Annotated in this window: 22 protein-coding genes; 9 read left to right on the forward strand and 13 right to left on the reverse strand. The window is 63.0% G+C overall.

The window, feature by feature from the left end:
* Window positions 1-144: 144 nt before the first annotated feature.
* The 7 genes from M0639_RS28895 to M0639_RS28925 all read right to left on the reverse strand — a co-directional run bounded on the left by M0639_RS28895 (window position 145) and on the right by M0639_RS28925 (window position 9,445).
* Window positions 145-816 (reverse strand): SRPBCC family protein, encoded by a 672-nt coding sequence (locus M0639_RS28895; RefSeq protein WP_007735490.1) that lies wholly within the window; start codon window positions 814-816, stop codon window positions 145-147.
* Window positions 813-3,335, reverse strand: coding sequence for an aerobic carbon-monoxide dehydrogenase large subunit (gene cutA / locus M0639_RS28900; RefSeq protein ID WP_064073493.1), 2,523 nt, complete (start codon window positions 3,333-3,335; stop codon window positions 813-815). The genes M0639_RS28895 and cutA overlap by 4 nt, the downstream gene beginning before the upstream one ends.
* Window positions 3,332-3,976, reverse strand: a complete 645-nt coding sequence (locus M0639_RS28905) for a (2Fe-2S)-binding protein (protein WP_003946048.1) — start codon at window positions 3,974-3,976, stop codon at window positions 3,332-3,334. The genes cutA and M0639_RS28905 overlap by 4 nt, the downstream gene beginning before the upstream one ends.
* A 2-nt stretch (window positions 3,977-3,978) precedes the next feature.
* On the reverse strand, window positions 3,979-4,881 hold the full coding sequence (locus M0639_RS28910) for an FAD binding domain-containing protein (RefSeq protein WP_047271858.1): 903 nt from the start codon (window positions 4,879-4,881) through the stop codon (window positions 3,979-3,981).
* Window positions 4,882-4,970: 89 nt separating this feature from the next.
* Window positions 4,971-6,410 carry a uracil-xanthine permease family protein gene (locus M0639_RS28915; protein ID WP_003945984.1) on the reverse strand — a complete coding sequence of 480 codons (1,440 nt, stop codon included), beginning with the start codon at window positions 6,408-6,410 and terminating at the stop codon, window positions 4,971-4,973.
* A 292-nt stretch (window positions 6,411-6,702) separates the two neighbouring features.
* Window positions 6,703-7,926 carry an aminotransferase family protein gene (locus tag M0639_RS28920; protein WP_064073492.1) on the reverse strand — a complete coding sequence of 408 codons (1,224 nt, stop codon included), beginning with the start codon at window positions 7,924-7,926 and terminating at the stop codon, window positions 6,703-6,705.
* 40 nt (window positions 7,927-7,966) lie between these two features.
* Window positions 7,967-9,445: an amidase gene (locus M0639_RS28925; RefSeq protein WP_064073491.1), complete on the reverse strand. Its 1,479-nt coding sequence runs from the start codon at window positions 9,443-9,445 to the stop codon at window positions 7,967-7,969.
* Between M0639_RS28925 and M0639_RS28930 the strand changes: the two genes are divergently transcribed.
* Complete coding sequence (locus M0639_RS28930; protein WP_155277953.1) at window positions 9,437-9,577, forward strand: hypothetical protein; 141 nt, start codon at window positions 9,437-9,439, stop codon at window positions 9,575-9,577. The two genes, M0639_RS28925 and M0639_RS28930, sit on opposite strands and share 9 nt — an antisense overlap.
* Here the strand turns inward: M0639_RS28930 and bar are convergent.
* Window positions 9,571-10,680: a barbiturase gene (bar, locus tag M0639_RS28935; RefSeq protein ID WP_007735206.1), complete on the reverse strand. Its 1,110-nt coding sequence runs from the start codon at window positions 10,678-10,680 to the stop codon at window positions 9,571-9,573. The genes M0639_RS28930 and bar overlap by 7 nt on opposite strands.
* 223 nt (window positions 10,681-10,903) lie before the next feature.
* On the opposite strand from bar, the gene upp reads away from it, so the two are divergent.
* The 4 genes from upp to M0639_RS28955 all read left to right on the forward strand — a co-directional run bounded on the left by upp (window position 10,904) and on the right by M0639_RS28955 (window position 16,341).
* Window positions 10,904-11,527: a uracil phosphoribosyltransferase gene (gene upp / locus M0639_RS28940; RefSeq protein WP_064073490.1), complete on the forward strand. Its 624-nt coding sequence runs from the start codon at window positions 10,904-10,906 to the stop codon at window positions 11,525-11,527.
* A 92-nt stretch (window positions 11,528-11,619) separates the two neighbouring features.
* Window positions 11,620-13,317: a PucR family transcriptional regulator gene (locus M0639_RS28945; protein WP_039973473.1), complete on the forward strand. Its 1,698-nt coding sequence runs from the start codon at window positions 11,620-11,622 to the stop codon at window positions 13,315-13,317.
* Window positions 13,318-13,606: 289 nt separating this feature from the next.
* Window positions 13,607-14,833, forward strand: a complete 1,227-nt coding sequence (locus M0639_RS28950; RefSeq protein WP_007735210.1) for a CaiB/BaiF CoA transferase family protein — start codon at window positions 13,607-13,609, stop codon at window positions 14,831-14,833.
* Window positions 14,830-16,341 (forward strand): carboxyl transferase domain-containing protein, encoded by a 1,512-nt coding sequence (locus M0639_RS28955; RefSeq protein WP_064073489.1) that lies wholly within the window; start codon window positions 14,830-14,832, stop codon window positions 16,339-16,341. The genes M0639_RS28950 and M0639_RS28955 overlap by 4 nt, the downstream gene beginning before the upstream one ends.
* An 87-nt stretch (window positions 16,342-16,428) precedes the next feature.
* On the opposite strand, the gene M0639_RS28960 is transcribed toward M0639_RS28955, so the two are convergent.
* The 3 genes from M0639_RS28960 to M0639_RS28970 all read right to left on the reverse strand — a co-directional run bounded on the left by M0639_RS28960 (window position 16,429) and on the right by M0639_RS28970 (window position 20,872).
* Window positions 16,429-17,862 (reverse strand): uracil-xanthine permease family protein, encoded by a 1,434-nt coding sequence (locus M0639_RS28960; protein ID WP_064075502.1) that lies wholly within the window; start codon window positions 17,860-17,862, stop codon window positions 16,429-16,431.
* A 148-nt stretch (window positions 17,863-18,010) separates the two neighbouring features.
* Window positions 18,011-19,654 (reverse strand): PucR family transcriptional regulator, encoded by a 1,644-nt coding sequence (locus M0639_RS28965; RefSeq protein WP_007735212.1) that lies wholly within the window; start codon window positions 19,652-19,654, stop codon window positions 18,011-18,013.
* Between the two features lie 102 nt (window positions 19,655-19,756).
* Entirely contained in the window at window positions 19,757-20,872 is a 1,116-nt protein-coding gene (locus M0639_RS28970) for an XdhC family protein (protein ID WP_054187262.1), read from the reverse strand.
* Between the two features lie 282 nt (window positions 20,873-21,154).
* On the opposite strand from M0639_RS28970, the gene M0639_RS28975 reads away from it, so the two are divergent.
* The 3 genes from M0639_RS28975 to M0639_RS28985 are packed head-to-tail and all read left to right on the forward strand — an operon-like array spanning window position 21,155 to window position 23,701.
* A complete protein-coding gene (locus M0639_RS28975; protein WP_003946016.1) occupies window positions 21,155-22,342 on the forward strand; it encodes a CaiB/BaiF CoA transferase family protein in 1,188 nt (395 codons plus the stop codon).
* 43 nt (window positions 22,343-22,385) lie between these two features.
* Window positions 22,386-23,045, forward strand: a complete 660-nt coding sequence (locus tag M0639_RS28980; protein WP_003946066.1) for a TetR/AcrR family transcriptional regulator — start codon at window positions 22,386-22,388, stop codon at window positions 23,043-23,045.
* A complete protein-coding gene (locus M0639_RS28985) occupies window positions 23,042-23,701 on the forward strand; it encodes an enoyl-CoA hydratase-related protein (RefSeq protein WP_007735215.1) in 660 nt (219 codons plus the stop codon). Before M0639_RS28980 ends, M0639_RS28985 begins: the two co-directional genes overlap by 4 nt.
* Here M0639_RS28985 and M0639_RS28990 read toward each other — a convergent pair.
* On the reverse strand, window positions 23,669-24,214 hold the full coding sequence (locus tag M0639_RS28990) for an ATP-binding protein (protein WP_231914970.1): 546 nt from the start codon (window positions 24,212-24,214) through the stop codon (window positions 23,669-23,671). The genes M0639_RS28985 and M0639_RS28990 overlap by 33 nt on opposite strands.
* A 115-nt stretch (window positions 24,215-24,329) precedes the next feature.
* On the opposite strand from M0639_RS28990, the gene M0639_RS28995 reads away from it, so the two are divergent.
* Window positions 24,330-25,061 carry an oxygen-binding di-iron domain-containing protein gene (locus M0639_RS28995; protein ID WP_064075501.1) on the forward strand — a complete coding sequence of 244 codons (732 nt, stop codon included), beginning with the start codon at window positions 24,330-24,332 and terminating at the stop codon, window positions 25,059-25,061.
* Here M0639_RS28995 and M0639_RS29000 read toward each other — a convergent pair.
* Window positions 25,053-26,444, reverse strand: a complete 1,392-nt coding sequence (locus M0639_RS29000) for an amidase (protein ID WP_064075500.1) — start codon at window positions 26,442-26,444, stop codon at window positions 25,053-25,055. The genes M0639_RS28995 and M0639_RS29000 overlap by 9 nt on opposite strands.
* Window positions 26,445-26,465 lie beyond the last annotated feature (21 nt).

The following is a 26,465-nucleotide window of genomic DNA, read 5'->3' on the forward strand; positions in this document are numbered from 1 at the left end:
ATCGGGGGACCAAGGTTCGGCGCACGATCACGAGCGGATCTTCGCCGGCGCCTCCATGGGTTACGCGGACGTGAAAAACGCCCCGAACCTGGTCGGTTCGGGGCGTTTCCCTCATCGCAAATCAGCTGTTGACACCTGAGTGAACTACTCGCGACAACCAGAACGCGCCAGGAATCCGCCTATAGCAACACCTGACAAAGCAATGGCTGCGCCGACGACGGCGCTGACCATCACCGTGCGAGCATCTGTGCCGCCCGCTGTCGGTGCAGCGGCCGGAAGAACCGCCGGTGCCGCGACAGCTCCGGAAACTACCGGCGCGCCTTCGACCGCCACTGCCGGTACCGCCGCCGCCACGGCGGCAGTGACCTTCTCGGGAATGCCGTTGGCAATGACGCCGTCGATGCTCTTGAAGAACACCCCGGCCATCTTCTTGGCTACACCGGTGATCATGCGCTGCCCGACGCCGCCGACCATCCCGCCGACCACGGCGTCGGCGTCATACGAAAGCAGCGTGCCACCCTCGTTCTCCGTCAAGGTGACCGTGACGTCCGCCTTCACCGTGCCGGGAGCACCCGCCCCCGAAGCCGTCATGACAAACGAATTGGGCCGATTCTGTTGCGACAGAACAACCTCGCCGTCGTAGACGCCCTTGATCGACGCAACTCCCGCCATGATGGAGAGCTTGTAGTGATTGTCCGTGAGCTGCTCGAGCGACTGCACACCGGGAATGGTCGCGGCCAGTACACGACCGTCCTGGAGCTTGTCGTAGACCTCTTCGCGAGGTGCCGTCAGCTGCGCGGTGCCGGCGATTCTCATGCATTCTCCTCTGATGACGAACCCGCGTGTGCGAGTCGAAGTTCGAACAGTTCGGACGGTGAAATGGGCATGGACGTGATCGAGATTCCTTCGGCGTCCTCGATGGCAGCCGCGATGACGGCGCTGGTGGGGATCACACCGGCCTCACCGGCACCCTTCATTCCGAGTGGGTTGAGTCCCGACGGCGTGACGGTGTGATCCATCTCGAGCGAATCCGGCATCTCGGTGACGAACGGCATCAAGAAGTCCATGTACGACGCGTTGAGCATCTGCCCGTGCTCGTCGTAGACGATCCGCTCGTAGAGTGCGCCGCCGATACCTTGCGCGACGGCGCCCATGACCTGACCTTCGACGATGCGGGGGTTGATCACGTTTCCGCAGTCGTGGATGACAACGTAACGACGGACCGTGATCTCGGCTGTCACGGGATCGGTTTCGACGATCGCCGCGTGCACTCCCGAAGCGAAGGTGGAACTGGGCGGCGAGTAGTAGCCGGTTGCTTCCAGACCGGGCTGCTCACCCTCGGGAATCGGCGGCTTCGACATGTCCGTGTCGGTCTTGGCGAAACCGGTGGCCAGCTTCGACTCACGGTCGAACGCATATCGTAGCGGGTTCGACAGCACGGCAACAACACTCAGCGGTACGGACGTACCCTCCACTCCGGCTTCGGTGCCGATCTTGCACACGTGGCCTTCCCGGAGTTCCAGTTCGGTTTCCGGCAGATCCAAGATTCCGGACGCGATCTTCTTCGCCTTCTCCGCGACCATCTGCGCCGCGACATGGAAGGCCGAACCCGACATGACCGCCCCACGCGAGGCGAAAGTGCCGACGGCATAACCGAACCGGCGGGTATCACCCGTGACGATCTCGACGTCGGAGACCTTGACTCCGAGGTCGTCCGCAACGATCTGGGCGAACGCGGTCTGGTGGCCCTGACCCTGCGTCGTCAAGCCTGTTGCGGCCTTGACCTTTCCGGACGTCTCGACGACGACGTGCGCACCCTCGTACGGTCCGGGTCCGGTTCCCTCGACGTACGCGCCGATACCGATGCCGACCGACCGACCTTCGGCGCGAGCCTTCCTCTGGTACTCGGGAAATCCGTCCCAGTCGATGAGCTTCTTGAGCTTGTCGATGCCCGCCTGGTAGTCGCCCGTGTCGTAGATCAACGGGCGTCCGTCCTGGAACATCAGGCCGAAGTCGTACGGCATGTCCTCGGGGCGAATGAAGTTCGCCTCCCGCACCGCGATCTTGTCCTTTTTCAGGTACTTGGCGATGGCGTCCATGGATCGCTCCATCGCGAACACGGCCTGCGGACGTCCGGCGCCGCGGTACGGGGTCACGATCACGGTGTTGGTGTACAGCGAATAGGCGTTGACCCGGAACGACTTCGGCTTGTACGGCCCGAGAACCTGCGTCGCGGTGTTGATCATGACGATGATCCCGTACGGCAGGTAGGCACCGTTGTCGTGCCAGAACGTGAAGTCGAACGCCAACAGACGACCCTCGTCGTCGAATCCGATGTCGACCTTCTGGATCTGCCCGCGCTCGTGTGCGCTCGAGATGAAGTGCTCACGGCGATCCTCGACCCACTTCACCTCACAGGAGATGCCGGCCTGGCCGAGTCGTCGAGCGGCCCACGTGATCATGACTTCTTCGGGCCACGGGTGAACGATCTTGACGCCGAATCCGCCGCCGACGTCAGGAGCGATGCAGTGAACCTTGTTCAGCGCCATCCCCAATCGCGCTGCGATTGCGGCGCGGGCAGACGTGGACGTCTGGGTGGAGGTCCAGAACGTGAGGGTGTTCTCGTCACCGTCCCAACGTGCGTAGACGCCCTTGCCCTCCATCGGCATGGAAGCCGAACGCTCGATTTCGAGATCCAGCGTCAGTCGGTGCGGCGCGGCGGCCAGTTCGGCATCCAGATCTCCGAACCCGTGCTGCAGGTGAGCGGCGACGTTGTCCGGAACGTCGGCGTGGACGGCGTTGGCGGCGGTGCGAGCGACGTCGATCCCCACTACAGGCTTCAGCGCCTCGTAGGTGACGTCGATCTTCGCGCAAGCGTCCTCGGCGATGTACCGGTTGTCGGCGACCACCATGGCGATGGCTTCGCCGACATGCTTCACCTCGTCCTTCGCGAGGGGATACCCGTTGCGCGGAGCGATGATTCCCGGATGCGGAATGAGCAGTGGCAGGTTCTCCGCCATTTCCGGCGTGTCCGCGAGGAGATCTTCGTAGGTGTAGATGGCATGTACGCCAGGCACTTCCAGCGCCTGATCGATGTCGATGTCGATGATTCGCGCATGAGCGTGCGGCGACCTGACGAATGCCGCGATCAGCGCGTTGTGGCCCAGATCGTCGAGGTATCGCCCCTGACCGCTGAGCAGACGCGTATCTTCCTCGCGCGGAATCGGTTTACCGAAGAACTTGCCGTCGTCGGCAACCGAATGATCGGCCGTCGAATGATCGGAAGCGGGATGCTTCGCCCCGTTGCGCTTTGCTGGTTTGACCGGAGTACTCATGCCTTACCCGCCCGTCCTCCGACGGGATTCGTCGTTCCCCGCACCTTGCGATCCAACGCCTCCCGAGTGGACGCGTCGTCGATTCCGAGCGGGAACTGCCCGGCCCGTTCACGCTTGATCTCGGCCGCGCGCAGAACCGACGCCCTGATGTTCTGGTACCCCGTACAACGGCAGAGGTTTCCCGCTATCGCGTCGGTAGCTTCCTCCCGCGTGGGGTTGGGGTTCTCCTCGAGAAATGCCGCGATGGTCGTCACGAATCCCGGAGTGCAGAATCCGCACTGCAGACCGTGACAATCCTTGAACGCCTGCTGAACCGGATGCAAAGTGCCGTCCGGCTCGACGAGGCCTTCGACGGTGGTGATCGATCGACCTTCGAGGCTGGCCGCGAGGACGAGACAGGACCGAACCGGCTTTCCGTCGAGCAGCACGGTGCACGCACCACACACGCCGTGTTCACAACCCACGTGCGTGCCCGTCTTACGGAGGTGGTGACGAATGGCATCCGAAGCCAGAGTGCGGGAGGGAAGAACGACGGTGTTCGTCACCTCGTTGAGCGTGAACGTGACAGCTACATGGTGCTCACCGGTGTCTGCTGCCAGCTCGGCAAGTTGATCATCGATGGAGCGATCGTTTTTGGACATTGTCACCACTTTCCTGCCAGTACTGCGTTCTCACTGAGAGCATCCGTTGCCGCCGCGAAGCCGACCCGCGCCGTGAGCGCGGACACCAACTGCGAGCGGTACGCCGCCGTCCCGTGAATGTCTGCCTCGGTATCTATCTGCGCGCGGGCGCATTCCCCGAGGGTGCGCCACCGCGGGTCTCGCTGATCCGTCGCGGACGCCCCCGCCAACACGTTCGTGTAGTCCACGACCTGCCCCAGCTCTCCGGCGGACACGTACGTCATGTGCGCTTCGGCCACCAGACCGTCGACCACACGAATCCGGGCGACGACGCCGACCAGTGCATAGTCACCGTGACGACGCGCGATCTCGTCGATGGCGGTTCCCACGCCGGGTTCGGCGGCGGGCACCGACACCGACACCGCGATCTCGTCTGATTCCAGGCTCGACTCGAGAGGGCCGGCGAAGAGATCCGTCGACGCGATCTCGCGGGTGCCACGCACCGACTGGACGGTCACGCTGCCCCCGAGCAGCGTCAGGACTGCCGGCATCTCCGCCGACGGATCGGCGTGGACGATGGAGCCGACGCTCGTCCCGCGGTTACGGATCGTGGGGTGCGCTACCAACTGCAGAGCACGGTTCAGCAGAGGCTGGACTCGACGAGCACCTTCGTCGGCCGCCAGCACCGAGTGCGTGGCCAGGGCCTGGAACCGCACTCCTTCGTCTTCGGACGAGGTCACCGAAGCGAGGTTCGGGATCGATCCGATGTCGACGATGTGGGCGGGCGCGGCGAGGCGCATGGACAGCAGCGGCACAAGCGATTGCCCACCGGCGAGCACCTTCCCCTCGTGAGAGACCTCGGAGAGGATTCGGCACGCGTCCTCGACCGAGGACGGTCGGTGATAAGTCAGCGGCGACGGTTTCATTACTTAATCCTGCCTCTATGAGTCACTTCACGTTTTGTGCAGATGTGACAACGGTCACGGGTCATACCTGGCATACATTCAACTTGGCATCACGTGAGCTGCGCCACGGGCTCTTCGCGTTCGTCATCTGACGCATTCGCCCCCGGCGTTGCGCCCGGCCGCCTGCCGGACTTCGGCCTGTTCAGTTCAGGGTTCCAGGACCCCACGAGCCGGCAGAGGTGGTACATCACGATCAAGACGATGGTGCCGAGCGCGATACCTCCGAGCGAGAACGTGTCACTGAACTTCAGCGCCGTGTCGCCGATACCGATGATCAGACCGGCGGCAATCGGCATCAGATTCAGCGGGTTCCCGAAGTCGACGCCGTTCTCTTTCCAGATCTTGGCGCCGAGCAGACCGATCATGCCGAACAGAACCACAAGAATTCCGCCCAGGACGCCGCCGGGCGTCGCCGCCATGACTGCTCCGAACTTGGGCGAGAAGCCGAGCAGGATCGCGATGAAACCCGCAATCACGTACGCGGCGGTCGAGTACACCCGCGTGGCAGCCATGACACCGATGTTCTCGGCATGCGTCGTCGTAGGGGAGCCGCCTACTGCGCTGGCGATGGCGGTGGCAAAACCGTCACCGGCAATGGCGCGTCCGATGTACGGGTCGAGATCGTCGCCCGTGATCTCGGCGACGGCCTTGACGTGTCCGGCGTTTTCCGCGACCAGTGCGATGACACCGGGAAGCACCAGAACGATGAACGTGAGGCTGAACGAGGGAGCGTGGATACCGACGATCCCGTTGGCTTCGTCCGAGAACGGCGGCAACCCGAACCAGGACGCCGAGTGCACCGAATCCCAGTTGACACGAAAGTGCTCGGTGGGTGCGCCACTACCACTGGCGGACGTGATCGGACCGGAGAGCCGGTCGAGGACCCACGAGAAGATGTAGCCGAAAACCAGCGCGACGAGAATGGCGATACGTCCCAGGAAGCCGCGTAGCGCAACGCTCATCACGATCAGTGCAACCATCACGATCAGTGCCACCCACTGATCCTGCGGCCAGTACAACCCCGCGACAACGGGCGCCAGGTTGAAGCCGATCAACATCACCACAGCGCCGGTGACCACCGGCGGTAGCGCTTTACTGATGACGCCACCGCCGAGAAAGTGGATGGCGATGCCGACGAATCCCAGAACCAACCCCGACACCAGAATCGCACCGGTCACTTCGGCCGTCGTTCCACCTTGGGCACGAATGGCGGCAACGCCACCGACAAAAGCTGCGGATGTTCCGAGGTAGCTAGGGACGTGCCCCTTGACCACCAGCAGGAAGAAGAGCGTACAAAAGCCTGACATCATCACGGCAAGTTGAGGATTGAGGCCCATGATGATCGGGAAGACGAACGTCGCGCCGAACATCGACACGACATGCTGGCCGCCCAACCCGATGGTTCTCGCCCAACTGAGTCGCTCGCCGGGAGCGACCACTTCACCGGCTCCGATGTTCTTTCCGTCTCCGTGCAACGTCCAGATCGGCATGACGAGACCTTTCGCAAAGGAGGAAGGTGTTCGAAATGCTTTGTGCCCCAGCCCACAAACACCGTGTCTGGAGTGAAACGCTAATGCAGGACCGAGATTCGGACGTGATGACAATCTGCCAGAACCCACTCACCGAGATTGGCAACAATGGTGGCAGATGATGCGGGCAGGGGTCATCGTCAGTGTTGGAGGCAGTTTCGACCGAAATGAGGACCACGCCACGAAGGGCCCAAACATTTTCTTCGGCTTAATGATTCCGTAACACGATGTCTGTCAACGGAAAACGACAGTCCTAGCCGAGGGCTGCGAGGATCCCTGCTGCCATCTCCGCGACCTGATCATCTGTCATGACGAACGTCGGCGAAATCTGCATCGCACCCTGACCCGCGGCGCGACCCGAAATACCTTGCTCGCGAAGCGTCTTCACGAACGGCAACGCCTCCGCCGGATCAGCCAACTGCACCGCAGCGACCGCACCGAGCCCACTACGAACCTCCGCCACCCGCGGATGCTCCGCCAACGGCTGCAGATGCGTATGCAACGACGCCTCCAAACGCTTCGACTCCGCGAGCAGATTCTCACGCTCGAGAATGTCCAGGTTCGCCATCGCCGCCGCAGCAGCACCGGCATGCCCGCCGTACGTGTAACCATGACGCCACCACGAACCCGCATAGAACGGCTCCGCCACCCGCGGCGCGATGAACACCGCACCCATCGGAACGTAACCCGACGTCAAACCCTTTGCCGTGGTCATCATGTCCGGCTGCAAATCGAAACGAGTGGACGCGAACCACTCACCACCGATCCGGCCGAAACCGGTCACGACCTCGTCGACGACAAACAGAATGTCGTGCTCACGGCAGATGTCACGCACCTCCGCCAGATACCCCTCCGGCGGCAGATACACCCCACCCGCACCGATGATCGGCTCCGCGAAGAACGCAGCGATCTTGTTCGCACCGATCTTCTCGATCAACTCGAGCAGACTCTTCGCATCATCCCAGCCGACGGTCGCCGCATCCGCCATCAGCTCGCCGTACCCCTCACGGTTCACCGGAATACCAGCGAGAGCCGTTCCGGCAACGTGCATTCCGTGATACGCCTTCTGGCGTCCGACGATGATCGTCTTCTCCGGCTGCCCCACCTCGTGCCAGTACCGGCGAGCCAGCTTCGCCGCAGTGTCCACCGAATCCGAACCACCCGAGGTGAAGAAGATCTTGCTCCCGGCAACCGGCGCGATGGCCGCCAACCGCTCGGCCAACACCTGCGTGGTTTCGGGAACGAAATCACCGAAGTTGGAGAAATGAGCGATCTTCGACAACTGAGCCGCTACCGCATCCGCGATCTCCGTGCGCCCGTGCCCGACATTGGTGAACCACAGGCCCGCCGTCGCATCCAGATACCGAGTGCCCTCGCGGTCCCAGATGTACGCGCCCTCACCGCGTGAGACGACAAACGCGCCGTTCTTCTCCACAGCGCCCATGTCCGCGAACCCGTGCCACAATGCCGAAGCCATCGTCTTTCTCTCCCAACTGGATACGTTCGAAATAGATCGGTCAGTTCACGCGGAGTGCGGGCGGAAGAACCCGCTCGACCCACTGGGTTGCCTGCTCGAATGCGTAGGCGAGTTGGAGTACGTCCAAGTCGGCTCCGTGCCGACCGATGATCTGGATACCCATGGGAAGCGAACGATCGTCGAAGCCGACCGGCATCCCCGCAACCGGAACCCCGGCCATCGTCCAGGGAACAACCGTCTCCATCCACCGGTGATACGTGTCCATCGATCGGCCGTCGACGGTCTCGGGCCAGTGAGTGTTCTTGTCGAAAGGAAACACCTGGGCACTGGGCGCAAGAATGTAGTCGTAGGTTTCGAACATCTTGGTAATGGCCGACAGCCAGCCGTTGCGGGCCTCCGCGGCCTTGGTCACGTCGAGAGCCGACAGTGTGACCGCGTGCTCGAGTTCCCACAACAGTTCGGGCTTCATCAACTCGCGCAAGCTCGGATCGTTGTACTGATCGATCAAGCCGAGCTGTGCCCACCAACGCCACCGCAAGAACAGTTGCCAGATGTCCTCGGGTTTGAAGTCGGGAAGCGCCGCCTCGACGCGGCACCCCAACTGTTCGAAGACCTCGAACGAGGATTCGCACAACTCGAGAACTCCAGGTTCGGTTGCCAGGTAACCGTTCCAGTCACCGACCCATGCGATCCGAGAGCCCTTCAGAACACGTGCGAGGCTTTCGGTGAATACCGCGGGATCCTCACGAATCCCCAACGGTGCATAAGCATCCGGCCCCGCCATCGTGGAAAGCAGGTGAGCCACGTCGGTGACGGTTCGGCCCATCGGGCCCACAACGGCGCCCTGAGCGATGAATCCCGTCTCCGGTATCCGACCCCAGGATGGTCGAAACCCAACAACGTTGTTGAATGCCGACGGGTTTCGGAGCGAACCCATGTAATCGCTTCCATCAGCCACCGGCAACATGCGGAGCGCCAACGACGCTGCGGCGCCACCGCTGCTACCGCCGGCAGTGCGCGAATTGTCGTACGGCGACACCGTCGTACCCCACACCGGGTTGTACGTCTGGGATCCGAGCCCGAACTCCGGTGTGTTCGTCTTGCCGATCACAATGGCACCGGCAGACCTGATCCGCTTGACGAACAGTTCGTCATCTTCGGCGATTCGGTCCGCGAACATCGGCGACCCGGACGTGAACGGCAGACCCTTGGCTGCCGAAAGATCCTTCACCGCATGCGGAAACCCGTGCATCCAACCGAGATACTCCCCACTCGCCAACTGCGAATCACGCTCGCGCGCCTCCGCCGTCAACGCTTCCCGATCCCGCAATGCGACGATCGCGTTCACCGCCGGGTTATGTAATTCGATCTGATCGAGGAAGCTGTCCATCACCTCGACACACGACACTTCACGCCTGCGTATCAGACCACTGAGCGTGACCGCATCGGCCATGACGAGTTCGCGATTCTCGGGCGCACCGGAAACGCTCTCGTCGACAGGGTCAGCAGCATGAACCATCGTGAATCCTTTCAAGCAGTGAAGTGGGGTACGCCGCGGCGGACTCGCCGCCACCGGCAACTGATTCGAGGACGAATTGCCGGTGGCGGCGCGACTGTCGAGGTTTCCAGCGAGGTTCTTGCCTACTACTGACCGAGATCGACGATGGCAGCGACTGGGCCGCCGCCCTCGGGACCCTGGTGCGCTGCCGATACCGAGACGAACACTGCCGGATCGCCGGTGACAGCTGCCGTGACTCCGCCGACACACGACTTGATCTGGCGGTGCCAGTGCACGTCGGAGTCGTCGAGCATCGCATTACGACGGCCACGGACCGTTCCGTCCTGACTGGCCTCGCACTTCAAGAACACGTTGACGAGTTGACCGTCCAGGTCGCTCGAGTGCGGCCGCTCCGGAAGTTCGAGTCCGGCGTCACGGATCGCCGCCCAGATGCCGTCCTGGTCGAGCGGATCCTTCATCACGCTGTGGCCGATCCGGTAGCGTCCGCCGACGCCACGTGCGTTACCGACGACGACGATCTGCGCGCGGTCCAACTCGACGCCGGACGAGCAGGATGCGACAGAGGAGAAGAGTTCGCGGCTGTGCATGACATCCTCGTCGGTCGGCATGTCGATTTCGCCGAGCGCAACCGCGATCCCCAGAGCCGTTCCGCCGTTGGACAGGTCCATCGACTCATGAGTCTGTTCGGTCCACACAGTCTTGCCGCGGCTCTTGGCGTCACGGATGGTGTGAATTGTCAGCAACGGAGTCTTGGTCTGTACGTAGTGCACGTCGGCGGGATCGGTGATGCCGGCATTGGCCATCGCGTCTTTCACTGCCGCAGCAACTTTGGTGATCATGGCCGTACGGCCGATGTCCTCGGGCAGCAGTTGCTCACTCATGGCGACACCCACGGTCAGGCGCGGCTCGTCGGTCTTGGTGACCTTGTCTGCCGGCACGGTCGCGAAGATCGTCGCGTGCGGGCTGATCACGCCGTCCGTGCCGCCGGACCAGACGATCGGCACCTCCGCCACTTCTTCGGGGCTGCGATTACCCTTGGCGGAGAGAACCTCTCGGAACGCTCGGTCCGCGATGATGCGCGTGTAGTCGTTGACGCCGCCGTTACCCTCGGTTTTGCCGATGACTGCAATGACGCGGTCGGCCTCGAGGACACCGTCGTCGATCAGCTTGGCGAGCTCACTGGCGTCGGAGACGCTGTGTAGCGGAACCTTACGGACCTCGATTGCTTCGGGCATTGGCATCTCCTTGTATAGGGAATCGTGGAGGCAAAATTGGGCCTTGACAGCTCCGGGCGCCCAGTCCAGCCGAGCGGTTCGGAACTGCCGTGTCGACCACGCTATGACGACTCGAACCCATCGGCATCGTCAATACTTGCCCAAACGAAAACCGCGATTGGTTATTTCGACTCCGAATCACCGGTTGTGCGCCGCCCCATCGGTTCTCACTTACGATTCGACCATGGACACCACTGTTGTCGACCATCCGCTGGCGGCATCGCTGCTCACGACCATGCGCGACGCTCGCAGCGACAACGCAACGTTCCGGTCCGCCTTGCGCAGACTGACCCATATGTTGGTCTACGAGGCCATGCGCGGCGCAAAACTGGAACAGTTCGACATCGAGACGCCAGTTGCTCCGACGCTGGGGGTGCGGCTGGCGAATCCACCACTCCTGGTCCCGGTCTTGCGAGCGGGCCTCGGCATGGTCGAACAGGCGAGTGCCCTCATTCCGCAGGCAGGCGTCGGTTTCGTGGGAATGGCACGAGACGAGAAGACACACCAGCCGGTTCCGTATCTGGAGTCCCTGCCTGCTGATCTGTCGAGCACCCCCGTCTACGTCCTCGATCCGATGTTGGCGACCGGTGGATCCATCGTCCGCACAATCGATCTGCTCATTGCACGCGGAGCCACCGATGTGACTGCAATATGTGTCGTCGTGGCTCCGGAAGGGATCGAAGCACTGAAGAACTCCGGACATCCGGTCCGGCTCCTCACAGCGAGCATCGACGACGGCCTGAACGAAAATGCTTTCCTGATACCTGGACTCGGAGACGCGGGCGATCGCCAATTCGGGCCGCGGTAGTTGGCAGACATACGGAGAACCGCTCATTCCGAGAGGCTATTTTCGTCAACTGTTGACAATGTTCACTGTGAGATCGAGCGTAGTCTCGCGACATGGATAGATCTGCCAAATATTCGAGCGAAGAGCTTCAACATTTGCCAGAAGGTGGCGACTACAGACTCACAGTTCGGGATGTCCTCGAGCTGCCCAGTCTGCGTGGAGCCGAAGTCCTTGCCGGGCACGGGGGCTTGCGCCACCTCGTTCAATCGGTGAACGTGATGGAAGTACCGGACATCCTCGCTTGGGTGAAGCCGAACGAGTTGTTGGTGACAACCGGGTTCCCGCTGCGCTACGGGCGAACCGGCGAGCTTCTCGACGACACAGATCTCAGTGACCTCGTCGACGGTCTTGCACGTCGAGGAGTCGCGGCACTTGCCGTGAAAACGGGCCGTTATCTCGACGAGCTGCCCGAGGCGATGCTGCACATGGCAGAGCAGCGAGGGCTTCCGCTGTTGGTTCTTCCCGTCACCGCGGGATTCGACGAGGTGATCTCGGAGGTCTTCACCAAGTTGGTGGCGAAGCAGTCCGCGGCACTCGACATTGCCGATCGACTTCACCGCTCGTTGACGTCGATCGTCTTGGAAGGTGGCGATCTACCTCAGATTGCCGCAGAATTCGCCGCGCTTTTCGACGTCAGCGTTCTCATCTGCTCGCCGGACGGAAGAGTGTTGACGGAGGCCGGAGATTCAGCCGCGCTGAACGCGCTTCCGTTGTTCGAAAGCACCGGTCGGTTCCTGACCGAACGGGTCGCTGTCGGTTTACAGAACGCGCCCAAAGGATTTCCTGGTCAGTTGGCGCTCACCCGGGTGGTGGCCGGCGGCACCGACCACGGCCGAATGGTGGCGTACGCCGGCACCCACGAACTCGGCGCAGTTGTCGTTCAAGCGCTGGAGCGAGCGGCCACCGTTGCCGCGCTGGCCGTCACCAAACAGCTGGCAGTTGCGGCAGTGGAATCCAAGTTCCGCGGCGACTTCCTCCGCGACGCACTGATAGGCGAAGCCGGCTCGCCAGCGGAAGTGAGCGCGCACTTCACCCAGTTGGGGTGGGATGTCACTCGTCCACTTACCGTTGTGGTTGCAGAACTCGACGTCGATCACCCGGAATCCCAGCACGCGAATTCCACTCGCACGGACCAAGATCGACTCAGCGACGGCTGGCAACAAGTGGTACGAACACACGAGCGGACAGCGCCGTCCGTCGGGTTTCGACACGAGGTGGTCACGCTTTTCCCGACCAGCACCGACCGTGCGGTTCGGGACATCGAAGGGTTGGTGCGCAAGGTTGCCGGCGATCGCACCAGCGGCCGCCGATCCTTCAGCACGGGAGTGAGCCGGGTGATCTACTCCCTGGCCGATCTACCCGCGGCCTACGACCAAGCCTGTACAGCCGTGGTCGTCGGCCGACGTATCAACGGGCCGGGGCAGATCGCACACTTCGACGAACTCGGTGTACACCGACTCCTCTCGCTCCAGACGGACAAGAGCGAACTGCGTTCGTTCACCGATGACGTTCTGAAGTCCTTGTCGGCGGACAACGCCGAAGCCGCTGACCTGCGTCTGACACTCCAGACCCTGCTCGACTGCAATTGCAATGTCGCCGAGGCCTCCCGGGCGCTACACATGCACTACAACACTTTGCGTTACAGAATCGGAAAGCTGGAGAGCGTCGTCGGATCGTTCACCGACGACCCCGTCCTTCGATTGAACGTCTCACTCGCCCTGCAGGTCATGAAGATGCACGAAATGTCATGACTTCGCACGATATGAGCTGACAGAACGTCCCGATAACGGTTCGATACAACCGCAATCGCGCCGCCCGGTGAGCGTTCGTCACTTCTTACCCACCACTGACACCCGTCGTCGGCAAGGTTACCCATGTGCCGTTCACCGGTGCCCGCTTACGGTTCGAAAGACGGGCCGCACATACCTCCTTCAGTGGCCCTGGCCGGTTTCTCGGTCCAGCGGACCGGAGTCGACCGAACTACGGAGGCCTCAACCACCAACTGGCTCAGCCAATTACACCAGAACACGGCGGTGCGACATGAACTCGACTTCGAAGCCTCACAACACAAGTGCTCGTAGTGGTCCGTTACACGACGTGATAGTCGTCGACCTCACGCGCGCACTCGCGGGTCCTCACGCGGCAATGATGCTCGGCGATCTGGGTGCCGACGTGATCAAGGTCGAATCACCTCACGGCGGCGACGACACCCGTGGGTGGGGGCCGCCTTTTGTGGAGCCCACGTTGGAACCACCGAACACACAACGGGAATCGACGTATTTTCTGTCCACGAACCGGAACAAGAAGTCGATCACGCTCGATCTGAAATCCGACAGTGGGCGCGCGACCCTCGAAGATCTCGTCTGCCGCGCCGATGTTCTCATGGAGAACTTCCGCACCGGAGTTCTCGATCGACTCGGATTCTCGACCGAGCGGTTGGCCGAACTCAATCCTCGACTGATCGTTCTGTCCATCAGCGGTTTCGGCCACGACGGCCCGGAAGGCGGTCGCGCCGGCTACGACCAGATCGCCCAGGGGGAAGCCGGACTCATGTCGCTGACCGGCTCGAGTCCGGACGACGTTCAACGAGTCGGAGTTCCGATCGCCGATCTTCTCGCCGGAATGTACGGGGCGTTCGGTGTCGTCGCGGCTTTGAAGGAACGCGAACAGACGGGGAAAGGCCGCGTTGTCCGAACGTCGCTCTTGGCCAGCGTGGTCGGTGTTCACGCGTTTCAAGGAACGAAGTGGACCGTCGCCGGTGAGGTAGGCACAGCGCAGGGCAACCACCATCCCTCCATCGCACCGTACGGGCTCTTTCGTACCGGCGATGGCGCAGTGCAGATCTCGGTCGGCAGCGAAAGCCTGTGGAGAAGATTCTGCGAAGGATTCGACCTCGACCCTGACGCCCCGGGTATGGCAACAAACGCCGAACGCGTCGAAAATCATTTCCAGGTCGTCGAATTGATCGAACGTACCTTCAAGCCGTACTCGCGTGACGAGCTTCTGACCGAACTCGACCGCATCGGAGTACCGGCAGGACGGGTTCGGACGATCTCCGAAGTGTACGAATGGGAGCAGACCCGATCACAGGGATTGCTCGTCGACGTCGACCACAGCACGCTCGGAAACATCACACTGCCCGGTCCACCGCTACGATTTTTCGATCCGGACGGAACCGAAGTGACGGAGACCCGCCACACTGCACCTCCGGTTCTCGGTGAAGACACTGACGAAATCATGTCATGGCTACAAGGATTCACCCGATGAACCGCCTGACGGCTCGCGACTTGCTCGACCTGGTGATCGATGCCGGCACCTGGGAGTCGTGGGATACCCCTCCGATTCCCGTCGCGACCGACTCCGATTACGCCGAAGCACTTCTGCGGGCCCAGGAGAAGACCGGACTCGACGAGTCCGTCCTGACCGGAAGCGCCTCCGTCCGAGGCCGCCGTGTGGCAATCATCGTCTGCGAGTTCGGTTTTCTCGGTGGTTCGATCGGCGTGGCGGCGGGAGAACGCCTCGTCGTCTCCATCCGTCGAGCCACCCAAGAGCAGCTGCCCCTTCTTGCGCTTCCCACGTCCGGGGGAACGCGTATGCAGGAGGGGACGACGGCGTTTTTGCAGATGGTCAAGATCACCGCGGCGCTCATCAAGCACAAAGAAGCGCACCTGCCCTACATCGTCTATCTCCGAAACCCCACCACCGGAGGCGTATTCGCGTCCTGGGGATCACTCGGTCACGTGACGATCGCGGAACCGGGGGCCCTCGTCGGATTCCTCGGCCCTCGAGTGTTCGAGACCTTGTACAACTCACCTTTCCCCGCCGGTGTCCAGACAGCGGAGAACCTTCACGAGCACGGACTCATCGATGCAGTGAGGCCGCCAGACCAGCTCGCCGAAATCGTCGAACGCGCATTGCGCATCATCACCGGGGCGCATCGTGGGTACTTATTGCCCAGTGACCCGTGCTCGTACGATTGCCCACCCGATACGTCGGCGTGGGAATCCGTCGTCGCATCCCGGCGCGAAGACCGACCGGGGATACGGGAAGTGTTGCTCAATTCCGCCTCGGACATGCTCCCGCTCAACGGAACCGGCCAAGGCGAGAACGATCCCGGCATCATGCTCGCGCTCGTTCGCTTCGGCGACATGCCCTGCGTCCTTCTCGGACAGGACCGGCGCGGACAGACTGCTCACTCCCCACTCGGCCCCGGCGCTCTGCGGGAGGCTCGGCGAGGTATGCGGCTGGCCGCAGAACTCGACCTGCCGCTGGTGACGATCATCGACACAGCGGGCGCGGCACTGTCGAAGGAGGCCGAAGAAGGCGGACTGGCGGGCGAGATCGCTCGGTGCATAGCCGACATGATTTCACTCGAGGTCCCCACCATTTCCCTCCTGCTCGGGCAGGGCACGGGCGGCGGCGCCCTGGCACTGATTCCGGCCGATCGAGTGCTGGCGGCCCGCCACGGTTGGCTCTCGCCCTTACCTCCCGAAGGTGCGAGCGCGATCATGTTCCACGACGTCACGCACGCGCCGGACATGGCAGCCAGTCAAGGGATCAGGTCCTTCGATCTGCTCGCGGGCGGCATCGTCGATCGGGTCATCCCCGAATTTCCCGATGCCGCGGACGAATCCGCCGCCTTCTGCACTCGCGTCGGAGCGGTACTGCACTACGAGCTGAGCGTGCTCAGTGCTACCGATGCGACTGAACGGCTCAACACCCGCACCGAACGCATCGACCGTATCGGCCTGGTCGAAGCCAGTACCTCCGTCTGATCGATCAGTACCCAGAACACCGGAAAGGCCGGACATCCTCCGCGGAGGATGTCCGGCCTTCGTCGATCGAGCACACTCAGCCAAGCGTCACGTGAGTTGCTTGGCGGGTTCCTCCCGATCGCCGCCGGGAGTCTTCGAATCCGGCTTGTTCGGTTCCGGATTCTTCGCATTCAGTTCCGGGTTCTTCGAACCGATGAACTGGCACAGGTGGTACATCCCGATCACGACGATGGTGCCGAGCGCGATCCCGCTGAGCGAGAACGTGTCACTGAACTTCAGAGCCGTGTCGCCGATACCGATGATGAGGCCGGCCGCGATCGGCATGAGGTTGAGCGGATTGCCGAAGTCGACGCCGTTCTCCTTCCAGATCTTCGCGCCGAGCAGACCGATCATGCCGTAGAGCACCACGGTGATTCCGCCGAGAACACCGCCGGGCGTCGCCGAGATGACGGCACCGAACTTGGGGGAGAAGCCGAGCATCATGGCGACGATGCCGGCAACCGCGTAGGCGGCGGTGGAGTACACACGGGTCGCTGCCATGACACCAATGTTCTCGGCGTACGTCGTGGTGGGCGAACCGCCGACGCTGCTGGCGATAGCGGTGGCGAAACCGTCACCGGCGAGCGCACGTCCCATGTACGGGTCGAGGTCGTCCCCGGTCATCTCGGCCACGGCCTTGACGTGGCCCGCGTTCTCCGCGATCAACGCGATGACACCCGGAAGGACCAGGATGATGAACGTGAGGCTGAACGACGGAGCGTGGATGCCGACGATTCCGTTGGCCTCGTCCGAGAACGGGGGAAGGCCGAACCACGACGCCGACTGCACCGAATCCCAGTTGACGCGGAAGTGCTCGGTGATCTGACCGGTGCCTGCGTCGTAGGAGGTGATCGTCCCCGAGACCCGGTCGAGGATCCAGGAGAGGACGTAACCGAAGATCAGCGCCAGGAAGATGGCGATGCGCGCCATGAAGCCTCGTAGCGCGATACTCATGACGATCAGGGCCACCATGACGATCAGAGCCACCCACTGGTCCTGTGGCCAGTACAGCCCCGCGACGACGGGTGCCAGGTTGAATCCGATCAGCATCACCACTGCGCCGGTCACCACCGGGGGAAGAACCTTGAATACGACCCGGCCACCGAGGAAGTGGATCGCGATACCGATGGCTGCCAGGACCAGTCCGGACACCAGGATCGCGCCGGTCACCTCTGCGGACGTTCCGCCTTGGGCACGAATGGCGGCGATACCGCCGACAAAGGCCGCCGACGTACCGAGGTAGCTAGGAATGCGTCCCTTGACCACCAGCAGGAAGAAGAGCGTACAAAAGCCCGACATCATCACGGCAAGTTGAGGATTGAGCCCCATGATGATCGGGAAGACGAACGTCGCGCCGAACATCGACACCACGTGCTGGCTGCCCAGCCCGATGGTTCTTCCCCAGCTGAGCCGCTCGCCGGGAGCGACCACTTCACCCGGTCTGATGTTCTTTCCATCTCCGTGCAACGTCCAAATCGGCATGATGGGACCTTTCGTGCAGAGGAAGGTGTCCGAACGCTGAGTGTGCTCCAGCTCACAAAACACCGTGACTGGAGTGAAACGCTATTACAGAGCAGGGGTATCGACGTGATGACAATCTGCCAGAACCCACGGACTCGGATTGGCAATATTAGTGATTGATGCCGCGCATCGCGGTTATCTTCAGTGCTAGAGACAGATCCAGCCGGAGCTCGGGTTGCGCCGTGAAGGGTCCAAGCATTTTCTCCAGCTTAACGACCCTGTAACGCAGTGTGTTGTAATGGAAGTGGAGCTTGCGCGCTGTCTCGGCGATGTTGATGTTGGTCGCGAGCAAGACTTCCAATGTCTTGCGCATGTCCTGCGCTTCGGCAGTTTCCTCCGTCAGTTCCCGCAGTGTCTCCCGCGCGAACGTCTCCAGCTCGTTTTCGTCCTCGACCAGACTGAGCAGTCTGTACACACCGAGATCGTCGAACTGAGTCACCGTCCACGGACCGGAGATCCGGCGTCCGACGGTCAGTGCGGTGCGCGCCTGACTGTAGAGCGCCGGAACGGCGTCGATCGCCGCTGTCGGCCGGGACACCCCGACACTGAACGGCCTTCTCCCGCCGCCACCTTCACCGCGAACGACCGTGACGAGGTCCCGCACCAATGCCATCGTGTCGGTGCCGACGCCCATCACGATCACCGTCTCGCCCGTCAGCGCGGTCACCGCCGCACCGGGATCGCGGTGGGCGATCGCGCCGGAGAACGCCATCGCCTGGCGATCGACGACGGGCAGCCGAGCGGGCGCCGCAGAGGCCGGTTCGTCGATCGGGTCCGGCTCGATCGAGACGATCACCAGCGGGCGGTCGAAGTCCCAACCGAATGTCTTGGCATGGGAGACAACGTGATCGTGGTCCCCGGCCCGACCGAGGAGCAGGTCGTGAACGAAGTTGGCGCGATGGCGTTCCTCCACCGACGCCACGGCTTGTTCGCGGGTGATGACCAACGCACACACCGACGCGGCCCGCTCGACCAGGTACTGGTCGTAACTCGTCATCACGCGCTCACCGGTGAACAACGCGAGACGCCCGTGGTCGATGTGATTGGCGGAAATCGCGGACACCGCGATGAATTGACCGTCGAACTCGTGCAGACCCAATCCGCCCTCGACGGTGTCGGTCCGCAGACGACCGGTGGAATCGACGGCGGGACAGGCAGACAGATGCTTGCGCTCCGCGGCGTCCCCGGCGCGGCAGATCTCGCGTCCGTCCGAGGTGGTGATCAGGGCAGCGCCCTTCATCTCCCGAGCGATGACTTCGGTCAATTGCGGGAGGCCGCCGCCGCCCATCACGACGTCGACCAGCAGCCGTCGCAAGCGCTCGGCCCCGAACATGGCGTCGATCTGGGCCGACTCCGTCTGCTCACGGTCTCTCGCCGCAGGGTGATCACACGCACCGTGAAAAACCAGGAGCGGGAAGCCGGCGCTTTCGGCCGCGTCGACCAGCTCCGGCGCGAGAGTGTCCCCGTCTGCGCCGAATTGGACGGCAAGTGCCGCAACACCTCGCGTCGACAACCGTCCGACAAATGCTTTGAAGGTTTCGGTGACCCTGGCGAGGGTTTCCGGCGTGGTGATCAGCAACTGTCCGTGCCGCAGCCACGGTCCGATGTCCGGAACCGCCATGAATCCCACCCGGGCTACCGTCGGGTCTTCGCAGCCGCCGGCGACCTTTCGAACACCAGGAAGGAGCTGGGTTCGAAGAAGTTCGGAGAGAACAGCATTCACCTCGGATGCCGGTACGGCCGGGTTTGCCACTTGGCAGGCACCTCGATTTCATTCGGATCACGGAAGATGGTTCACGAAAGAAACGATCCTATCCCCACCGAACACAAGATGTCCGAATTCAGCGCAGTCGACTCAGGCCGTTCGATGCAGGGCGGTCGGATTCTCCTGAGGTGGCGGGTGGATCGGCCCCTGCAGATCCCGCAGTTCCAAACCGGAGGCATTGCGCAGGGTCTTGGTCATCTCGGCGAGGATCGACACTGCAGTCTCCTCAGGTGTCCTCGCGCCGAGATCCAACCCGATCGGTGAGTGCAGACGCCCCAACTCGACGTCGGTGACGCCTCGCTCCTTCAACAGCGCCACCCGACGCTCATGCGTCGCACGACTTCCCATCGCGCCGACGTACGCAGCCGGCGAACGCAGCGCGATCTCGAGCAGGGGGATGTCGAACTTCTCGTCGTGCGTGAGCACGGCCAGGACGGTTTTGTTGTCGATCGGTGCGGTTTCGAGGAACTTGTGTGGCCACATGACGACCAGATCGTGGGCGTCGGGGAAGCGCGCCCGTGTCGCGAAGACCGGCCGTGCGTCCACGACGGTCACGCGATAACCCGCAAAGGCGCCCAACGTACACATCGAGGCCGCGAAGTCGATGGCCCCGAACACGTACATCCGCGGTAGTGGCGCGAAGATCTCGACCAGCAGGTCGTGCTGCGAATCGATGAGAGTTCCCGCCGGCGCGACAAAAGCGACGGACTCACCGGTGTCCATCGTGCGCAGCAGGATGGACACCTCGTCCTCCGTGGCATCCAGATCTCCGCTGCGTCGGCCGTGCTCGACGACGAGGTGCCGTGCCGGTGCTCCCGGACGCACTTCGGTGACCACGACGACGGGCGTATCGGCCTCGATCCGTTCACAAACCTGACCGAACTCGACGAAATCGGCTCCGACGGCCTGGACGAACACTTCGATGGTTCCGCCGCAGGTCAGCCCTACTCCGATGGCGTCGTCGTCGGAGACGCTGAAGACCTCGACGCGACTGGTGCCGTCGGCGAGAACCTCCTGGGCGATCTCGTACAGTGCACTCTCGATACACCCGCCCGAGACGCTGCCGACCACCTCGCCGGAGCGTGAGACGGCCATCGAAGCACCGGGCATGCGCGGTGAGGATCGCCAGGTACGGACAACCGTCGCCAGTGCAAAATCCTCGCCGCGGGCGTGCCACTGCGCCAGCTGAGTGGAAATGTCGCGCATCGCCTCGCCTCCCGCTTGCATCGCCGTCCGTAGAGAGTTCACGGTATCGGCCCACCGCAATCCTGCCTGTCACACAATGCGCCTAAATCCGGGCCCTGCAGTTGTGCAATGTCGCCGTCGCATCACCTTGCGCTCTCGACCAGTGTTGTCACCGAGCCCAGCCGAAAGCAGGCCTGACCTTCATTCTTCCCCTCTCCGACGATCACTGCAGCGGCAATTCACGCAGATGGTGCGACGGATCGAGTGGGCGACGTTGCACACCACAGAACCGAGGTTTCCCCCATGGACCAATTGCTCAGCGGTATCAAAGTTCTCGACCTCACCCGTGCTCTCGCGGGCCCTCTGTGCACGTCGCTGCTCTCGGACTTCGGCGCCGACGTGGTCAAGGTCGAAACCCGTGGCTCCGGCGACAGTTCACGTCAGTGGCCGCCGTTCGACGGCGATCGAAGCCTCTACTTCGCTTCCGTGAACCGCGGCAAACGGTCGATCGCCATCGACATGCGCAGTGACCGCGGGCGGAAACTGCTTCGCAGCCTGGCCCTCGACGCAGATGTGCTGGTCGAGAACTTCCGTCCGGGAGTACTGGCCGACATGGGGCTCGATCCCGACTCGCTCGAGCAGGAGAATCCCGGGCTCGTCGTGATGAGCATCAGTGGTTTCGGCCCGGTGGGCCCGGACCAGTTCGCGCCCGGACTCGATCAGGTGGCCCAGGGTATGTCCGGGCTGATGTCGGTCACCGGTGCCGGGGAACAGACCCCGATGCGGGTCGGTATCCCCATCATCGACACGGTCTCGGGCATCTACGCAGCGCTGGGCATCACGGCGGCGCTTGCCTCTCGCGGTCGCGACGGTCGTGGGCACCGCGTGCAGACCTCGTTGCTGGAATCCGCGATCTCGATCATGACCTTCCAGGCGCAGGACTACCTGAGCACCGGGCGGGTTTCGACGCCGAACGGCAATACGCACCCGACGATCACGCCGTACGGCGCTTTCGACACTGCCGACTTCCCGATCAACATTGCGACCGGCTCGGACAAGCACTGGATCGCACTGTGCTCGGTACTCGGTGACCCCGAGCTCGCCTTCCGTACCGAATATGCCACGGGTAAAGAACGTTTGGCGCACCGAGACCAACTGACCAAAGAACTCGAGGACCTACTGACCACGAAGGGCGCGGCGCAATGGATCTCCGAGATCCGCGGTGCCGGAATCCCCTGCGGCCCCATCCATTCGATCGATCAGGTGTTCTCCGACCCGCAAGTCGAGGCATTGCAGATGGTCGAGCAGACCCAGAGCGCCGACGGAACGTCGATTCCCGTTGTCCGCGGACCGTTCTGGGTGGACGGCAAGACCCTTCCCGTCAGGAATGCGCCACCCATGACTCTCGGCGGTGACGCCGACGACGTACTCACCGACTTCGGCCTGCGCCCGGAGGAGATCGAGGATCTTCGCGCAAATTCGGTGATCTGACCGCACTCTAGTAACAGAGCAGACGCTCTGTTACTGTGCGTTCATGCCTCGGCCACGCGTCCACGACCTCGACACCCTGCTCGACGCTGCCGAAAAACTTGCCGCCACTGCCGGGCCGAGCGCTGTCACGGTCCGGGCAGTCTCCGACGCCACCGGTGTATCCAACGGGGCGATCTATCACGCATTCGGCTCTCGCAGTGGACTGGTCGGTAGCGCGTGGCTGCGTGCTGCGCGACGATTTCTCGCGCTTCAACAATCGAGAGTGGACGACGCTCTCGCGGACCCGTCGCCGACTTCGGCGGTTTCCGCCGTCGTCGCGGCCGCCGAAGTTCCGGCCGTCTTCGCGCTCGACTACCCACAATCCGCGTTGCTGCTGTTGACGATCCAGCGCGACGAACTGCTCGGCACCGACGTCCCTGCCGACATCGCCGAGCAACTCACACAACTCGACCGGTCTCTGGTCGAGTTGTTCATCCGGTTGTCGACCGCGCTCTGGGGCCGCAAGGACGGCAGAGCCGTCGAGGCAATCGAGGCCTGTGTTGTCGGCCTGCCTACCGGATTACTCATTCATCCCGCCAAACGCGCCGACGGTTGGCGAGTCCCCGACGCCGCAGCACGCGCGCGGTTGGATGCCGCCGTTCGAGCGGTTCTGCATCTCGACCCACCACTGCCCAAGCCACGCAACAGGAAAGGCCAATCATGACCGCAACTCTGCGCTTCGAAGACAAGATCGCCGTTCTCGATCTCGGCGAGGACGAGAATCGATTCTCGCCGGAGTGGCTCGATTCCGTCGACAAGCTACTCGACCAGGCTTTGAGCGAAAGCGCACATGCCCTGGTCACCACGGCGACGGGCAAGTTCTACTCCAACGGACTCGACCTCGACTGGCTGGGCGCGAACGGCGACAAGGCGAAGTGGTATGTGCAGCAGGTGCAGTCGCTGTTCGCCCGGATGCTGACGTTCCCGATGCCCACCGTCGCGGCGATCAACGGCCACGCCTTCGGAGCCGGCGCCATGCTCGGCATCGCGCACGATTACCGCGTCATGCGCGATGATCGCGGCTACTACTGCTTCCCGGAGGTGGACATCAACATCCCCTTCACCGAAGGAATGGCAGCTCTCATCCAGGCCAAACTCAGCCCGGCGTCGGCAATCGTCGCCATGACCACGGGGCGGCGATACGGCGGAAGTGACGCATTCGCAGCCGGTTTGGTGGACTTCACCGCATCCGTCGACGCTTTGACCGCCAAGGCCATCGAAATGGTTGCACCGATCGGCCCGAAGAATGCGGGCACACTGGGGGCAATCAAGTCGACGATGTTCGCTTCAGTGGTCACCGCTCTGAACACCGACGGCTAGAAGCGACGGACTGTGTTCTCGCAGAGCCGCTTCCAGATCGTCGGCAACACTTTCGGGATCGCGGCCGTCGGTGCTCAGAACCACGTCGACTCCACTGAGCGTCGGCATCGAACCGGCCAGCAGTTGTGACGCCTCCACCAACTCGTCCAACCCGGCCCAGCCGGCCGGTTCACGTTCGATGATTCTGGTACGCAACGTATCCGGATCGGCCTCGAGGCGCGCCAGCAGGTGCCCCTCGGCGCCGGTCGCGGCCAGCAGGGCGCGCCCGTAGTCGTCGTCTTCGACGGTAGCCGTGAGGAACAGGAGTTCGTACCCCGCTTCCCGGTACGACGCACACAGCATCCCGACGTGTGCGATTGCCCGTTCGGTCCCCAGCGGCGGATAGCACCGCTCGAGTTCGTCCACCTCGATCATCGCGTTGCTCACCCCGGCCTCGCCGAGTCGATCGTGAAGCGCGGTCAGCACGGAACTCTTCCCCGCGCCCGGCGGGCCTGTCAGCAGCAGTACGAACACGTCCTCGACTATTGCAGAGCCGTAAGCACGTCCAGAACCTTGTGCAGGCGAGGGGCGGCGAGAAGGCTGGAGAAGACAGCTCGACATGTACAACAGCCCTGATCGGAGCACAGCGATGACCATCACGATCACCGAAATCGCGCCGGACATCTACCGACTGTCGACCTTCGTGGACGAAGCGAACCTCACGATGAACCAGTTTCTCGTCGACGGCGAGGAACCCTTGCTCTTCCACACCGGGCAGCGAGCGTTGTTCACCTCGGCTTCCGACGCACTCTCCACGCTGATCGACATCGACCGTCTGAAATGGATCACGTTCGGTCACGTCGAGGCCGACGAATGCGGGTCCATGAACTCCTGGCTTGCGGCGGCCCCCGAAGCGCAAGTTGCACACGGTGCGATGGGGTGCTTCGTCCAGGTCAACGATCTGGCCGATCGGGCGCCACTTCCCTTGCAGGACGGCGACGTACTCGAAACCGGCAGCCGCCGAGTCCGGCACATCGACACCCCACACATCCCACACGGTTGGGACGCGGGTCTGATGTTCGAGGAGACGACGTCGACGCTGTTCTGCGGAGATCTCTTCACTGCGTTCGGGCACCACCCCGCGACCACCGAGCACGAAATCGTCGGTCCCGCTTTGGAAGCCGAGGACTTGGGCCACGCCACCTGCCTCACCCCGGATCTCGAACCCACGATCCGCGCCCTGGCCGACCTCGAGCCGCGGATTCTGGCTACCATGCATGCACCGACGTACTACGGCGACTGCGTCACCACGCTTCACGACCTGGCCGACTCGTACGCAACACGTTTCGCAGCCGAAACCGAAAGATGGAAGTCAGACTAGAGCTTGCGCATTCGACGTGATTCGCGCCGCCACGGACAGCGCAACATGCTCGTGGAACGGCCGGGCCACCACTTGCACTCCGACCGGTAAACCGTTGCGGGAGAGTCCTACCGGAACCACGACCGACGGAAGGCCGAGCACACTGATCGCCCGGCAACTCGCGAGCGCGTCCATCCACGTGAGTTTGCGACCGCCCACCTCGAAGCTCTCCACACCGAGCGGCGGAGCGAGCACCGACGCAACCGGCAGAATCAGGACGTCGCCCATCTCGTCGAGGAATTCGGCGATCAACATCGCACGATCCGCCCACAGCGCTTCCACCTCGGCGGAACTGCGATCACGGCCTGCCGCAAGCATGGCGGTGATGTCCGCGTCGAAAGAGTGCGCTGAACCTGCGGCGAGAGAGTGGATGTCCGCGTGGGTCTCGACCGATCGCAACGCGCCGAAAAGCGCGTTGGCCCGCGGCAGAGCCAGACCGTCGTACTCGCTCGCGTCCAGGCTGATCGCCACCGTCCGAACCGCTGACCGGATTTCTTCGTCGACGGGAATCGTTCCCTCGCCGGTGGCCCAGCGGATGTCGAGGTCATCGACGTCGACCGAATCAGGCTCGCTCCACGAGAAATGCGGCATCGACAGGACGCGCAACGCAAGCGCCGCATCACCGAGGTTGCGGGCCAGTGGGCCGATGGTCTGGATCGTGCCGTGCATCGTCGCAGGGTTGGCGAGTACCCGTCCATCCGAAAGCACGCCTGGATACTGACCTTCCGGATCGACACGTCCGAGCGTCGGGCGAACCGAAGTGAGGCCGGTGCAGTGGGCGGGCCAACGCACCGAGCCACCAAAATCCGTACCGAGTCCGAGCACGCTCATTCCGGCAGCAACCGACGCGGACTCGCCGCCACTCGACCCGCCGGGGGACCGGACGACGCCGTCCGGTCGCACCGGACTGGCCGTGGTTCCGAACAGTTCGTTTCGAGTCAGGCCGCACGCGCCGAATTCCGGGGTGTTGGTCTTGCCGATCAGAATCGCACCGGCAGCCTTGAATGCCGCGACGGCCGGGGCGTCGACGGCCGGGACGTTGTCCGCCAGAGTGCGAGAACCGGCAGTGGTGCGCACGCCGGCAGTGGCGATCAGGTCCTTGACCGTGAACGGAACCCCGGCAAGGGGGCCGAGTGTCTCACCGAGAAGGCGTCGTTCGTCCAGGGCATCCGCGGCCGTGCGAGCCTCCTCGGCGCACACGGTGACCAGTGCGTTGAGTTCGTCATTGCATTCGTCGACCCGTGCGAGGTGGTCTTCGACGATGGTCCGCGCCGACGCCTGACCCGACCGCACGGCCTCGGCGATGGATCGGGCATCACGGCCCACCCAGCTCTCACGACTCATCGCACGCCTCTCCTTGCCAGT

The sequence above is a fragment of the Rhodococcus qingshengii JCM 15477 genome (assembly GCF_023221595.1).
Lineage (GTDB): Bacteria > Actinomycetota > Actinomycetes > Mycobacteriales > Mycobacteriaceae > Rhodococcus_F > Rhodococcus_F qingshengii.